The organism is Streptococcus sp. C300 (genome assembly GCF_000187645.1).
GTDB lineage: Bacteria > Bacillota > Bacilli > Lactobacillales > Streptococcaceae > Streptococcus > Streptococcus oralis_CQ.
Genome location: NZ_GL732466.1, coordinates 643,265 through 660,019 on the forward strand (window position 1 = coordinate 643,265; position 16,755 = coordinate 660,019).

At 43.2% G+C, this 16,755-nt stretch carries 3 protein-coding genes; all 3 read right to left on the reverse strand.

What is annotated here, in order from left to right; translation table 11 throughout:
* Nucleotides 1–7,854 (reverse strand): SIALI-17 repeat-containing surface protein (locus tag HMPREF0849_RS03120; RefSeq protein ID WP_009013557.1); only part of this gene is annotated, 7,854 nt, incomplete at its 3' end.
* 140 nt (nt 7,855–7,994) lie between these two features.
* Nucleotides 7,995–14,360 carry a SpGH101 family endo-alpha-N-acetylgalactosaminidase gene (locus HMPREF0849_RS03125; RefSeq protein ID WP_000361146.1) on the reverse strand — a complete coding sequence of 2,122 codons (6,366 nt, stop codon included), beginning with the start codon at nt 14,358–14,360 and terminating at the stop codon, nt 7,995–7,997.
* 288 nt (nt 14,361–14,648) lie between these two features.
* On the reverse strand, nt 14,649–16,631 hold the full coding sequence (locus tag HMPREF0849_RS03130) for a peptide ABC transporter substrate-binding protein (protein WP_000842590.1): 1,983 nt from the start codon (nt 16,629–16,631) through the stop codon (nt 14,649–14,651).
* Nucleotides 16,632–16,755: the final 124 nt, after the last annotated feature.

The following is a 16,755-nucleotide window of genomic DNA, read 5'->3' on the forward strand; positions in this document are numbered from 1 at the left end:
GACACCACCCTTGAACTCAGGTTTCTCTACTGTTGGAGCAACTTGGTCTCCTACTGTCGCTACTGCGCCTGTGTACTCTGGAAGTTCATGTACTAGGGCTTCAACTGCATTGACACCACCTGTGAATTCAGGAACCTCAAGAACGGGTGCTGGCTCTTCGCCCTTGCTTGATTGAACCGGTTCTTCTGTTAATTCTTGATGGAAGCTTGCCAATTCATAAAACTCAGCCTTGCCACCTTCCCAGACTAATTTGACGTCTAGAAGAGAGCCACCATTTCGGATAGCGAAAGTTTGGAGACTGGATGTAATGGCACCGAGGTCTAGCCAACTGTCTTGACCATCCTTGAGTGTTCTAGCAAGAACACGTGCCTTAGCTCCTTCAGGAAGACTGGAAACGAGACGAAGGTGGTTAGCATTGGTCGGCTCAGACAAGTGATACACCAACTCCCCCTTTTCTTTTTCAGACTTGTAGCTGGTCAAGACTTTTCCGTCTACAAGATTATTGTAGAAGTTGCCTTGGCTTTCTCCACCGTTTCCTTCTACTGTTGGATCATTGATTGGTTTGACAAATTCACCATCGTTGATGACCAATTCTGTAAAGCCTACAAAACGGGCATCATAGTCTGCTGTATAGAGGACACGGAGATAGTTAGCTTTAACTGGTGTCGTCAATTCACCCTCGATATAGCGATTTCCTGGCATCTTAGAATCGTGTGTCCAACCATCTGTCAATGAATCATCGTGTTGGCTATTGGCTACACCATCTCCTACTGTCACGACATCTGTCCAAGTTTTACCGTCTTGGCTGACTTGAATCTTACCATCACGAAGGTAGTTTTGAGTTCCGTCTTGGATGTAGGCTCTGATTTTCTTGATGGTACGTTCACTGCCAAGTTTCAAGGTTACGTGACCATCTTTATGGGCGTAATCTGAAAACTCAACAAAGTTGTTGTAAACACCGTCAAATAGTTGATCTAGGTTGTTCAGTTTACGAACATCATTGCTTCCGTAAGTTGGATGAATGCCCATAGTTGTAGATTCTAGTTTGGTTGGTTGCACTTCTTTGGTTGTCACAAGGAGAGAAGTGGCTGTCACAGCTTGTTCCTGATCTGTTTTATTGACCAAACGAACATAACGTACCAAGTGGCTCACTACAGATCTGTCAGTCAACTGGCTAGCCGGCGTCCATTCTTGCGCATTTGCAGAGTACTCAAGACTAAGAGCTGGGTTGGCCTGACCTTTGAGCTGGATGCTCTTGATCTGATGGATACGGTCAAGCTTCATACCTAGATAGCTATGAGCAGGGAGTTTGGTTCCAGCTGGAATTTGAAGCTCGTAACTGCCTAAGCTATCCACTACCGGCGTTTCCTTCAATGATTCCACGTTGGTGTCTGTTAACTCACTATTTCCAGAACGTGTCTCAACAGAGAAGTCCTGGATACGCCACCATAGGTCGAGAGCCTTGGTATTGCGGACTCGGATGTAACGAGCATTAATAGCTCTGGTCACTTCCTTGGTTTGTTCTCCTGATAGGCGATCTAACTCTTGCCATGCAGTCCCATCTGTAGAGTACTCAAGTACACCTGCGGCAAGCTTATCACCCGTTCCTTGGCGAAGTCGTACTTTAGTGACTGACTTGACTTCACCGAGGTCCAGTTGTGCCCAGGCATCTACTGGAGTTGTATTGCTTCCATCAGCATTTGCCATCATGGCTTCTGTATTGTCCTTGCCATCAGTGATTTGACGGGCTGAGGTATTTAGTTTATAAACTAGATTTGAGCTTAGACTAACTGTCGTTGCTTGTTGGCTACGAGCTTTTTCAACTGGACGGTTGACTGCAATTTCCTGAACTGCAAACCAAGTGTTCTCGCGGTCTGCTGTCGCAATCATGCGAACTGCCTTGGCCTTGATTTTGAGATTTTCAAACTTAAGAAGGGATTCATTTCCGACATAGCTTGGCTCTTTCAAAGTTACCCAGTTATCATTTTCATCTTGATACTGCACTTCTGCCTTACTAAAGGTATCACGTGGATTGGCCTGCGTTCCCATAGCAAAGGTCAAGGTTTGAATCGCTACTGGTTTGTTGAACTTCATACCAATATAATCACCTGTCTTGATGCTGTTTGGTGATTTAATAATCGCATGAGTTGCCAAGTCGCCATCCGTTACTTCTGCCAAACCACCTTCTACACCTGTTCGATTGGTGATAAAGGTACTGATGATTTGGTCTGGATGCAAGACTTTTTGAACTTCAGACGCTAGAACTTCTTTCAAGGATAGGATAAATGGACGAATATGTTGAACACCCAATTCAGCTTTTTCCATATGGTCTACATAATGGAAGGTGTGAGTTTGAGACTGTTCGTACAATTTCAAACCTTTATAGTAGCTATCCCAAAGTTTGGCTGCATCGTTTGTAGCCATGGCTTCAGTTCCTGTAAGGAAGGCATCGAGAGCATTCATTTGGTCGATTGCATTATCCAACCAATAGTGGATTTGCGCAACCATTTTTTTATCGCCTGATGCTTTATAGAGTTCGGCTGCTTCTTTAATCTTGGCAAATTCTGCACGCAAGGCTGCACGTTCTGCAGTCACATCCTGACCTGCTTTGAGCTTAGTCATGAAGTCTGTCAATTTTGGAGCCAAGTCTACAGATTCTTCTAGTTTGACGACACGAGTATCCATGTTTTGGTTGATCATGTGCTTACCAAGTTCGCGGAAGGCTGCTGATACCTTGCTATCTTCAAAATGACCATTTTCTACAAAGTTGAAGGCAATATCATTGATTTTCTTAGCTTCTTCTTCTGATTTCCACTGTTTCCATGAGTATTGAGCTCCTGAAAAGAGGGCAATCTTAGATGGTTCAGACTGTTGCATTGGGTTCAACATGATACCAGATAGCAAGCTAGGATCTACATTCGGATGAAGGAATTTCTCACCACCACCTAGAATCAAGTGTTGTTTAGAGTTATCTGTTACAGGCCAGTTAATCCAAAGTGAAACTGGGCGATAGGTCTTGCCTCCTGCGGATAGATTGTTCTTGAGAGTGGAAAGGAAGCTTTCAGAGACTTCACCCCAAATCTTACCACCCGTCAAGGTCATGGATGTTGAACTTGGGAGATTTTCATTGAGGGATTTCAACTCATCCTCACGTCCATTACCCCAATACTGGCCAGGAACAAAGATCATTTCTTTACGAAGACCGCTGTAAGTTCCCTGCATTTCAGTCAACCAATCCGTCATGTCTTTCATCAAGCGGTTGTAGCTATTGTAGCCTCCGACAGGACTTGGTGCATCATCTGCTAGAATACCAAACTCACGAACACCCACTTTCATCAACTGGGTAAATTTGGCCTTGATGGTTGCCAAATCTTCTTGGTAGTGCGCTTCATTGCCAAAGCGGATGCGGTTGTTCATGAATGGATGGATAGTCCAGACATAGCGGGTTTTACTTTGATTTCCAACACGAGCAAGTTCACGGATTTCAGCTAGTTTTTCTTCTGGATAGAGTTCACGCCATTTCTTGTTGTGGTATGGATCATCTTTTGGTGCAAAGAAGTATTGGTTCAATTTCAAATCGCCACCATAACGCATGAGCTCTGCACGATCGGCATTCGACCATGGATTTCCATAGTAACCTTCGATGAAACCACGGTTCTTGAGCTCTGCGTAATCTTCTACTGTTACATTGCGAAGGACTGGCACTTGGCTTTCCTTGAGCATGTGTTTCAAAGTTGTCAAACCATAGAAGACTGCATCTGTGTCTTTTCCGACGATGGAAATCGAATTATCCTTGATGCTCAAGACATAGGCGTCGATCTTGTCAAAGAGACCTGCTGAAACATTGGACAAGTTTTGCTCTGCTTGTGAACCTTGTCCATGCACTCCAAGATAGATATTGGTTGCGCCAGCGATTGCTGCCTTACCAGTTGTATAAGATACTTGATTGTCCTGCAAGACACTCTTCAAGCGATTGCGAGTATAGATATCGAGTTGATCGCCCATGACCAGATTGACTTGCTTGCGAAGAGCTGTAACACCTTCGCCATAAGTCACTTTTTGTGGAGTTGGGAAGACCTTGTACTCTTTCTTGAGATAGTCTGCGCTCTTGCTAGCAGCTGCAATGCTGTCTTCACTAGCTGGTTTACTTGCAGTGAATTGATCTGCCAATTCAACTGTTCCATCACCTGTTTGCTCTACTTTTGGTTTTTCTGGTGTAGTTGGTTTTTCTGGTTGACTTGGTGCAGGCGTTTCTTGCTCTTCTTTGACAGGTTTTAATAGATGAACTTCAGCTGCACTTGCAAAACCACCAACGCCTTCCAATACTTTCAACTCAATCTTGTTGGTATGCACCGCCGCAAAGTTGACTGTTTTTTCTTGGGCGTTGTTGTCCCAGTTTCCTTCTGAAACCTTGACCATTTGGCCATCTTTTTGTGCGTAGATTTCGTAGCGCGTCACGACACCATTTCCACCACCTGGACGTGGGAGATAAGTCAAGCCATTGACTTTTTCTGCTTCTTTCAAGGTCATAGTAAGGGTGTATGGCGCAGTGTCACCAGTCCACTTAGTATGCCAGAAGGTATTTGGATCATTGTCAAAGGCCTTTTCAACAGCGCCTTCAGTCGCGTTTCCTGGAAGTTGCTGACTGCTTGCCGTTGCAGTAATCTTATCATTTGAAATCAAACGAGGATTTACAAATGGTTTGTCTGACAACTCTGCACTATGCAAGATCCCTTTGAAACCACCGATGCTTTCAAGCGGTAGTACCAAGCTATTGTGGGCAAAGCGAGGGTGGGCTGGATTTGCAATACGCTCAATCTTTTCACCATCCACATAGACTTCTGTAGATTGTGGTTTGGTTACGATAGAGATTTGATAACGTTTGTTCTTTTCAAGTTTTTTATTGAATTGGATATGGAACTGTTCAAATTGATAAGCAAGGTAGCCGTCTTTATCAGCTAGATAGATACGGTTGTCCCCACTTGTTGAGAAGGTTTGTTCCCCGTCTCCAGTGACAGTTACATCAAACTTCAAGACATGACTTGGACCAACATCACCAGCCAAGCCTTCGATACTGCTATCTTTCTCAAAAGCCAATCCCTGTTCGCTTGCCTTCACTTTCTTGCTTGCATAGTTCTTGACTGTTTCAGGATTGATGGTAAACAAGTCGCTTTGATCAATCTCTTTATCAGGATTTGACTGCGGCGCATAAGGACTGGTTGGTAGGGTGCGTTCTGCAAAGGTCGCAGCTGCACGATCGGATCCCCAGGTGCGTTCCGCAGTAGTTTGCATGCTCTTGAAGAAGCGTTTAAAGATATCATAAGAGGTCAAACCTGTCTCATGAAGGTCAATATTGTCATTCCAAACTGCGTGACCACCACCAAGGATACTTGGATGAGAAGCTGGTAGAAGTGGACCTCCACCTGTTCTAAAATCATTTGGTGTCCAGCTATTGTACTGACGTTCGTAGTTAGCATAGTCCCCGTAGGCTGCTTGACTATTGCTTCCACTTGGAACACTATAGGTCGGTACATCCGTGATGTTGATAATCTTAGCTCCCTGAGCAATGGCTTCATTTGGTCGTTGCCATCCGATACTCCAGATATCAACCTCTACTCCGTTCCAATCAACAGGAGTGTTTCCACGTTTCGCACTGAGTGAGCCCCAGATACGAGGGGTGTAACCTTTAGACTTGATATATTGGGTCAAATCATTGACATAGCGACGGTAACTTTCTCTGCTGCCATAGTATTCATCCGTTCCGATATGAACAGTGGACACGCCATGAAGCGGTGCATCTGGACCATCGAGGAGTTTGTCATAAACTGATTTGACAAAAGCTAGCGTTTCATCGTATTTATTATCTAGGTCGAGCATGGCAACACGTTCAACATTGTGCTTGCCTGCATAATCGCTCAAACTACCTTGATACATGAGGTCTGGACGAACTTTGACAAATGATAGTGCATGACCTGGTGTGTCAATTTCTGGTACTAGGTTGATATGCAAGGCCTTGGCAAGTTTAATCAGATTTTGCATTTCTTCTTTGGTATAATGCTCATCTGATGTTAATTTTTGACCATTCGTACCGACAATATCTGTCTCCACACGGAAACCAGTCTTGGCATGTTCAAGTACATACTTGAGTTGTTCTTCTGGAGTTAAATTCTTACCTGCCAAGTGTTCCTTAAGGAAGATATAGTTATCATTAAGGTGCAACTGCAAGTCGTTCATCTTGTAGTAGGCCATGTTGAGCATGATGTCTACAAGGGTGTCATAAGGGATAAATTTACGACCTGTATCTAGCATAAAGCCACGATGGCTGAAACTTGGGAAATCACGAATTTCGCCATTTTGTAGGTCTGTTTCTCCCATCTGAAGAAGAGTACGAGTTGCGTAGAAGGCCCCTGTGTTCGTGGCAGCTTCGATGGTAATCACATCATCTTGGATAGTGATCCCATAGCCTTCCTTACCATAACCTTTGTTTTCAACCTTTTTAAACTCGATTCGTTTTTGAGCCTGTTTGTCACCAGTTGCAAGTTCCAATCCTCGGCTGGCAAGGTCTGACTGGTAGAAGGTTGCAGCCTGATCAAAGCCAGAATCTCCTGTCGCAAGAACTGTATCTGAAGTAATAGAAGATTGACCTTCTTTCCCATACCATTGTTGAACAGCTGGTGCTACTTTTGGTTTGACACCCACACCTTCGTCCTGATGTAGCCCCTTGATGACTACTTCAAATTCCTTAGTGAAAGTATGACTATCTTTGATTTGTTGGACCATGACCTTGACGCGTTGGTCTGTCAAAGGCTTATAGATGTGATTTTGAAGGTCAATCACACCTTGCTTGTTGCTTCCGATAAGGCTAACTTTCCCTGGTAAAGTTGGTAAGACAAGAGACTGTCCATCTTCTGCTACTGTTAGTTCGGTTACTTGGCGGATATCCGTTACCTTACTATGGTCCGGAACGTTAGAATAAGCTCGAATTTCTTGGATTCCAACGTTTCTCCAGTTCATTGTGCCCGCTTGATAGTCATTGATCTCTAACTTGAGATATTTAGCTTGAATACTATTGGCTAAGTCAACTTTCTCGTCTAAAACAGGATCTCCAGTCTTGGTATGAGCGAGTTTCCATTGTTTTTCTCCGTTAGCGCCCACGTCTTCTTGACCTGCGTAGTAGAGACTCCAAGATTTGATATTGGGGTCATTTTGCCCATTACGAAGACGACGATCCCAGTCTATTTCTACATGCTTGATGAGGGTAGTTTTTGGAAGAGTTAATTCAAAAGTTGGTTTTACTGCATCTCTATCTGTAGCCCAACGGGTATTGTCATCTCCATCGATAGCCTTATCTGCAGTAAAGTTGGTCCCAGTCTCATGGTTGCTTGCCTGAGCAGTAGCACCTTCGAGATGGTTGACATCTTCTCTATCTTCGATTGTCTTTTCAGCTGGTTTTACTGCTGGTGTAGTGGTTTCCGCAGGTTGTTTGTCTGCCTTTGGTGTTTCAACCGGTTTCGGCGTTTCTGCTGGCTTGGGACTTGCAGGGCTTGCCTCTGGTTTTGCCTCTTCACTTGCTGCAGGATTGGTTCCCTCATCAGTCGCTGGAGTTTCTTCATGACTTGCTTCTGTTGCAGCTTCTGCATCCGCCTTTTTAAGCGCATCGGCTAAATCATCGGGTAACTTATCCAGTGCTTCAACATGGGTGATGCTTCCCTCTGTTTCTGAAGGAGCTGCTGTTTCTGCTGCCTGAACCATATTGGCGCCAAAGATACTAGCACCAATCATCACGGAGGCTGCACCGATTGCAAATTTTCTTATACTATAGTGACAGCGTTTCTCAAAAAAATGTCTATCCATCTTTCTCCTATTCCTTTCATCCGCATACCTGAGTAAGCGGTATCATTTCTCCTTTGAAAAAGGAGAGAACCAAGAGGTCCTCTCCGGCTGTTTGTTCCTTTTTGATTCGAGTTGCTTTGAACTGCTGAAATCAAATCTCATTACTCTTCTTTACGTTTTGTCGCAAGGACCGCAGCAGATAAAGCGATGCTCACACTTGCTAAGAAGAGGGCTGCTTCTGAACCATGTTCTCCTGTAGCAGGAAGTTGCTCTTCTTTATCTTCCAGAGTTTTGGCATCAACTACTGGGCTTGGAGTGAGCGGGTACTCAGGTTTTTCAACTGTTGGAGCTGCTTGATCTCCAGCAGTAGCCAATACACCTGTGTAGGCTGGTTTCTCGTTTACCAAGGCTTGAACCGCATTGACGCCACCCTTAAACTCAGGGACTTCATTTGTAGCTGCTAGAACCGCATTGGCTCCACCCTTGTATTCTGGTAATTCGTGAACCAAGGCTTGAACTGCATTAACGCCGCCCTTGAACTCAGGAACCTCATGTACAGCTGCTTCTGCTGCATTGACGCCGCCTTTGAACTCAGGTACATCAAGAACTGGTGGTTGTTCTTCTCCCTTGCTACTTGTTGGAGCATCTGGTTTCGTAGCAGAATCTTTTAATTGATTGAGATAGTCTGCGAAGTAGGCCACCATTCTTTCCGTCAAGAGATGGTTATCCGTCGCATATTTCATGCTTGCCTTAACGCTAGCTACTTCCTCTTGATTGTCTTTGTCTGTTAATTTCTGCGCCTTAGCTAAAGCTGCTTCATAGCCAGACATGTCAAGTGGTGTTTCTGCTACCTGTGGACGGGTAAAGATGAGTTCCGCTGCAGATTGGTATTTATCGCCACCATCTCCGTAAGTCTTGGTACCAGTAAGGACAATTTTCTTAGCCTTGATTGTCTTGCCAAAGTCAATGTCTTTTGGCTTGTTGTTATTTGGCCAATCTGTTACGGTGAAAGTATGTTCCTTACCAGACTCATCTGTGACAACCAGTTTCACATCTCGCAAGTTTCCATTTGAATCAGAGGCACGTGGAACATAGCGAAGTCCTGTGATTTCAGTAGGTTCTTTCAAGACCATGGTTGCAGGCTTGCCTACATCTCCTCCATTCCAAGATGTATGCCATAGGCTAGAAACATTGCCATCAAAGGCATTCTCTAGACCTTCACCTGGTTGAGCTGGCGCATCCAAACTTTCAAAGTCTTCTGCTACCAAGGCTGTCTTCTTCTGAACCAAAGCATTCTTCAAGGCTTCAATCTTAGCAATCTCTGCACGCGCTTCTTCTACGCTAATGTCATCATCTGCCTGACTGAGGTTAAAGACCGCCTCTTTCAAAGCATCCATAGACTCTTTCGTATAGTTGGTCATGGCAACCGTTGGCAAGTAGTTCTTGAGAGCATTTTCTGTCAACATCTTACCTGTTAGGGTAATTTCCTCGATGTGAAGATTATCCATCATGAAGTCGTTATAACCACGGAAGTTGGCATTTCCGCCAGCATCTCCATGAGTATTGCTTGCATTTCCAGTTGAGTAGATACCTACCCAAGTATCGCCTGTTTCTGCACCTGTCACGAGGAAGGTTGCCTTCTTGGCTTTCTTAGAATCCGTCCAAGTATTTGGCAATTCATGCATTTCCAAGTTGCTTGCTTGACTACCACGACGACCTGACTGGAATTCTCCCTTACCAACTACAAAAGCATAGGTATTGTCTGATCCAGCTTCGTATTCAAAGGTTACACGGTAAGTCTTACCTGCCTCAAAGCGGAAGTTTTGTGGGATGGTTTGGTAAACCAAGTTACGACGGCTAACCAGTCCGTTAGTCTTGAGTGACCAATTTCCATCGATAACATCATCGACTTTCTTACCGTTCCAACCACGCTGTGTATATGGATCGTGTTTTTCAGACAAGTGAGTCCGGTTGTCTTCGACACCTTCGACACCACCCACTACAAATGGGAAGATTCCTTGAGCTACATTTTCAAAGTCTTGTTTGAAGGTTCCTTGACCTGTATCATGCTTGTCCCCGTACATGCTTGAATTGTTTTCGAAGGTACGAATTTCATCAAAGTAAGTTGCTTCATCACCAGCTTCACGACTCAATGTCAGAGTGACATTTGATACGTCCGATCCAGTTGTAAAGAAGGCGTACATGTTTTGGAAGTAACTTGTATCATCAACTGTAGCATTTTCACGACGATTGTTATGAGCATAAGCTTTGATATAGTTGAGAGCGAGTGACTTATTGGTGTAGGTAGTCACTTCTTTCTCGCCAGTATTCACTGTGATACTTGCCTTAGCATTACTACGGTTATCAACACCGACATAAACCGCATACTTGGTATTTGGTTTCAAGCCAGTCAGTTTCTGAGTAAGGCTGACCTTGCTCTTATTACCTTGGATACGAAGCATTTCATTTGCACCCTGTGATTTGACAATTTCTGCCTTAGATGCATCACCAGAAATGGTCCAGTGTTTCAAGGTTCCACTGTTAAATCCTTGGTCATAGATGTGCATGCCTTCGCTCCATGACATTTCAGGATTGGTTTGTTTTGAACGGTAGAGAACGTATGGTTGATTTGCTAGAAGGTCTAGGGTAATCTTACCATCTGTTACAGTTAGTTCTTGCTCTTCTGTCTTACCTTGGTCAGTTAGCTTGTAAAGGTAAACCTTGCTATTTGCCCAATCGCTTGGAAGTGTCCAAGTTGTTGCACCGGCCTGCGTATTGAAGTAGTACATTTTTTCCTTATCAGTAGGAAGTTTCTTACCATTCGCATCCCAGTTCCAAGGAGTCAAGTAAGCTGAACCATCTTGGATGACACGTCCGTTGAGCGTTACTGTACGTTCGCGGTATTGCGGGCTATTGACATCATTTGACTTACGAGTCACAACAACCTTGTTACCTGCTGCATCGACTAGCTCAACCTTCATTTCTGGAGTCCATTTATAGGTGCTACCATTATCGGTCATGGTAACTGGTGTACCATTTTCCCATTTACTTACAGTGAAGTGTTGGAAGTACTTAGTCATGACATCATGGGCAAATAAGTTGGTTACATAGCCATTGTAGTCGCTTCTTCCTTGCCAGCCTTCAAAGTCTTTCATGCTGTAGCCACCTAGAAGTGGGTAGTTGGCTGCACCACCGTAACTTCTGTAGTCCCCAACCCAAGAATCTTTTTGGTGGTTGCGGATAAAGCGGGTGATAGCACTGTTGATACCTTTATTAGTATAGCCACCATAGGTCAAGTCAGCTGCCCAGTGTTGGAAGGTAGAGTCGTATTCACCACCATGACCCCACTCGATCGCAAAGCGCCAGCCTTGTTTGTTGATCTCTTTAGCAAGAACGTGGGTAGCCCAGGCACCGTTATCACCTGATTGGCCATTGCCCCAAACGTCCACATAGATAAAGTCGAGACCATCACCAAGTTTTTTCTTCAAGTCTTCCCAGCGAGCCAAACGTCCATGCGCCAAGTCATAAGCAGCATCAATGTTGATACCTTGGTCTAGCCAGTTCCAACCATAGCTGTAGCTTCCATCTGGATTCTTACGAAGAATATTTTCATTAAAGTATTTAGACTCAGGATAGGTCTCAGATGCGTTCACGTGGATACCTAGATGAGCTCCATATTTCTTCGCTTTTTCGATCAAGGTCTTGAAGTCTTCAACACCACCAATACGTTTACCAATATCAGCATAGTTCAAGTGACCAGAGTCGTGGCCTTCACTACCATATCCTTTAAGGAGAACACCTTGCCCAAGACCATCTGTGTGGAGATTAATTTTCTTGATACCATCCAAGGTCATAAGGAATGGGTTTTGTGCTTGAGAACCAAAGTTCATCGCGATACGGTAAGCAGTGATATCCTTGACTTTTTCCCAACCTTGAGGGTTGTTCATGATGCTACGATAAGCAATGGCACCATCTTGCCAGTCGACTTTGTTGTCAGCATTGGCATCTTCGGTGATAACAACCTTGGCACTTGGCAGTTCCTTGGTGTATTCTGGGAAAACAATGCCCTTATAAGCTTTTTCCCATTGCCACTCAGAGCTGTGAATTCCGACATAGTTGGCATTTCCGACTGTTTCTTTATAAGCTGTCAAACGAGTCCAGTCATTCGAACCACCACCATAGCTATTTTGAGAATTACTCCAAACACCTGCAGCAAGCTTATCTGTAGAAACAAATCCATACATGTAACCCTTAGCCAAATCTTTCATTGGATTGGTTACATCGATATGATCATCCCCGCTGACATGGGTATTGTTTGACATGGTTGCCCCATCAAACTTAGCACCAGCTTGATCACTCGAAACAGAGACCAAAGCATTACCAAGGAAACTAATCGTAGAAAGCAATTTTCTTTCGTCATCAATCTTTTGACCTGGGGTGACTTGATTGTGGTTGACAATCTTGGTCACATCAAAGTGCAATTGATTATCCACAACTTGCAGACGAACCGTCATTTCCGCATTGATTAAGTGAGCATCATCGCGAAGCTTCATCACGTACTCTGCTGTTGTCTCATTGATTTTCTTATAAGTGACTTCCGGGGTGATTCGGTGATTATTGATAAAGACTTGGTTGAACTGTTGCACCTGTCCTGGCAAAGTATGTCCATTCAAGGTGTATTCCTTGACACGAGGGAAGGCTTGGTCAATCACTGCCTTGAGAACCTTAGACTGGATCGTATCATAAGTCACCTTGCTATCGTCAACGGCCGGACCTGTTTCTTTCTGGGCAGGAGTATCATCCGCTTTTACACCTTCTTGATTGTCTGTTTTAACGCTGACAACCGTGCGATCATTGCTATAAGTTCCTGCCTTGAGAAGGATCTTCTTCTCATTTTTAAGATTCTCATTGACCGCCCCAGGTAGGGTCACTGTGTCAAAGAGATTGACATCATTGTTGCTGGCATTGAGTTGTCCATCTGACTTGAGAGTGATAGAAAGACGATTTACAGAACCTGGTTCTGGTGCTGCCACACGGTTGCCTTTATACCATGTGCTATTACCTGGAGTTTTGTATTCCCAGAACCAGCCACCTTGGTCATATCCAACAAAAACATTGTTCTTGGTATCTTTAAATTTCAAGAAGACACCAAAGCGTGATTTGCCCTTTTCAGAATCATCTTTGAAGGTTAAATCAACTGTCGCATTTCCATTAGCATCGACAGTCAATCCTTGTTTTTCAAACAAAGCTGGTTTGCCATCATTGTCATTTTGGGCCGTTGAAGACAATTGATTGTAGCGAACACCCTTTTCTTCACGAATAGTGACGGTTCCTTGTTGCTCTTTATTCGCTACTGTTTGCCATTCAGGAGTTACTGCCTTAGGTGTTTCAGGTTTAGTAGCTGCAGGTTTATCCTCTTTTGGTTTTTCTTCAGCCGGTTTCTCTTTCTCTTCCAAGTCGGCTGGTTTCACACTTGAAATTCCCTGTATGTGGTCTTGGATCCATTTTAGTTGAGCTGGTGAGAAGAGAATGCCTCCGCTCCGTTTTCCAACTACACCATTTTGGTGAACACCGACTAGTTTGCCTTCTGTATCAAAGATACCACCACCACTAGCGCCCGGTTTTCCTCCTTGGTAACCAATCCCTTGGACACCTTCTCCGTATGGTTCCGCAAAATCAACTGTAGTATTGACAATCGGATTCAATTTTCCTTCTGGATAACCAAAGACATGGAGTTTATCTCCAATTTTCTTAACTACTGGCTTTTTAGTTACTTCAACAGGCGTATTTTCTAGAACCGTACGCAATCTCACTAGGGCCAAATCATTTTTGAAGCCCTTCAGGTAGCCTTCACGATCCCAATGAATAATATCTTTCTTGCTAAACTTGACATCTGGCAATCCTGGATATGAGATGCTATAGATATCTCCATCCCCTTGGTCATTATCCACAACCTTACGGATATTGCCGTCCTGGCTATCCTTGATAAAGTTATGAGAAACCGTCAAGACAAGGTCTTTAGCAACGACAATACCGCTACCTTCTCCTGATGGCGTCTTAATCTTAACAGTCGCGCCGTAGTTTAATTCCCCATTGGTCGTTTTAGCCACATCTTCTGGGACGAGCTTGCCAGTATCTTGGACCAATTGATCCTTGTCAACTTCGCGCCCATTGTCTTCAGCTTTCTCCAACTTATCTTCTAATTCTTTTGGCAGATTGCTTGGCTTTTCAGACTTTTCTTTTTCTTGAGCCAACAACTCTTCTTCTGTTTGTGGGCCTTCAGTAGTTTCAGCTGAACCAGGATTCTGAGCGGCAGCTTCCTTGTCAAAATCGTGCCCCTCATCACTAGCCTTCTTATCCAAATCAGCTAGTTCACTCGGCAAATTATCTGTTGAACCAACTCTTGCTTGATCAGCTAATACTGGGCTAGCTGCGAAGAAAGTCGCTCCAATCATCACCGAAGCTACTCCAAGCGTAAACTTACGAATACTGAACTTACAGCGTTTTTCAAAAAATCGTTTATCCATGAACTCCTAAATCCTTTCATTTTCCAGTAAGCGTTTACATTTCGTTTTTAAAAAATACTCCTTTCTCTGAAAGTGCTCTGCTTAACTGTTATAAATAAAAAATAATTGTACTTTTAATATAACAAATAAAAGGCCAGAAAGCAATAGGAAATAGGTAAAATTCACTAAAATTTTCTCTTTTCTGAAAAATCCTATCTCTAATCATTCAGGAATCATTCAGGGACTTATACCAAGATAAAAAAGGACTTAACCATCATATCAATGGCTAAATCCTTTACTTTTTTAAAGTTATTTCACATGGTTTGCGAGTTCTTCTTGGGCCTTTTTATTTGACTCTTCTTTTTCTTTCAACCATTTTTCTTGAGCTTTTTGGTATTCTTCTGTTGTCACTGCCTTATCTTGTACTTCTAGATATTTGTACAAAAGGGCTTCGCTCATACCCTTGTTACCAGAGTATGCAAATGGAAGTGTAAATGGTACCATCTTAGACAACATTGGACGACCAGTTTGAGAAGTTGTTGGAATGAGCAAGGCACTGTCTGTCAACCAAGCTTGGGCAGCAGCATATTTCTCATAACGTTTTGAAACATCAGTAGTTTCTTCACCAGCTTCCACAACCATTTTTTCGTAGTCTTCTAAACCGACTTGCTTAGCCGCAGCGTTGTTTGTCCCAGAATCAAATCCTAGATATGTTTTCGTATTTTCTCCTACAGAAGGCTTGATAATATCAAGATAAGTAGATGGATCGATATAGTCTGGAGACCAACCCACGTTATCTGAGATATCCCAGTCTTCTCCAGCCGCAGTTTCAGCGAAGTAGGTAATGTTTTGAACATCATCTTTTTGGAGCTGTTGGATGTCGATAACCACATTATCTGATCCTAGATTTTCTTCAACTGACTGTTTAAAAGATTGAACACGTTGAACTTTTGTTGTATTGGTTTGATCTACAGGCATATCCAAGTGGATTGGGAATTTCACACCTTCCGCTTGAAGGGCCACCTTAGCTTTAGCGAACTCTGCTTTGGCTTTGTCAGGATTGTAGAGTCCATCTTGGGCATCATCCAAGTTTACGTTGCTCCACTCATCTCCATAGGTCACCAATTTTTCCTTAACTAATTCCCCAAAGTTTTTCCCATCTGCCTGTACAAATGTAGGGGGAACAAATAAGTTACGAAGCAGTTTAGTAGCCCCGCTTGCACCATTTACTTGAGAAGCGTAGGCTGTTCTGTCAAAACCAAATGCAATAGCTTGACGGAAGTCCTTATTCAAAAGGGCCTTCTTGGTTGATGTTTTTTCCTCATCTGTTGTCTTAGAAGTGTACTTATAAGACTGACGATCGATATTTGTGCCTACTAAATAAGTAGTAGAGTCTTGTTGTGTATAAACGATATTGTCTTTGAATGCTTTTTCAGTCTCTGAGTAACTAGCACTTGTTGGGAAGAGGCGAGCCATTGTAAAGCTACCGTCTTTGAAAGCTTCAGTTGGCTTATTAGTATCTTGGCCATCCCAGAAGGATAATTTCACTTTATCAAGATGAACATTGTCTTTGTCCCAATAGTTTGGATTCTTTTCGAACTCGACTGATGATTTGGCTACGATTGATTTGAGTAAGAATGGTCCATTATAGAGAATACTACTTGGGTCCGTACCTTTAGCAAAGTCATCCCCTTTAGAGTTCAAAAATTCTTCATTAACAGGAGCCAGAACACCCATTGTTGTCTTAGAATTCCAGAAACTTTCTGGCTTGTTCAATGTGTATTGAACGGTATAATCATCAAGAGCTTTGATTCCTACTTGAGAAAAATCTGTAATTTCTCCTTTGACATAAGCATCCAATCCCTTGATAGATTCCTGAACCAGATAAAGACCATCTGATTTCTTATCAGCAGCATACTTAAGACCAGTTACAAAGTCTTGAGCTTTAACTTCTGCATACTCCTCACCTTCAGATGTATACCATTTTGCATCCTTTCGGAGTGTATACGTATAAGTCAATCCATCCTTAGATACAGACCAATCCTCAGCCATAGACGGTACAAAGTTACCATAGCGGTCATTTTCAAGCAAGCCATCGATAACGTTACTAGTAATATTTGCTGTAGCTGCCTTACCAGTTGTCAAATAGTTTAGGTTATCAGGATCCGTTTCGTAAATGTATGAGAATGTTTTCTCACCTTTAGCATTTGAACTTGATCCAGAGCAGGCTGCAAGAGTCGCAGCTGCCAATAACGTCACACCCGCAAGGGCAAGTAGTTTTGAACTTTTCATTGTTTTCTCCTTTAAAACTTTCACCCCATTATAGTCCCTTTTCAGAAACATGTCAATAAAATTTTCAGAATTTTTGAATTAATTTGGTAAATTCTGAAAAATAAGTTTTCTATTATAAAATTAT

Coding starts and splice junctions, on each gene's coding strand:
- HMPREF0849_RS03130 (WP_000842590.1), bottom strand. CDS start 16,631: ATGAAAAGTTCAAAACTACTTGCCCTTGCGGGTGTGACGTTATTGGCA.
- HMPREF0849_RS03125 (WP_000361146.1), bottom strand. CDS start 14,360: ATGGATAAACGATTTTTTGAAAAACGCTGTAAGTTCAGTATTCGTAAG.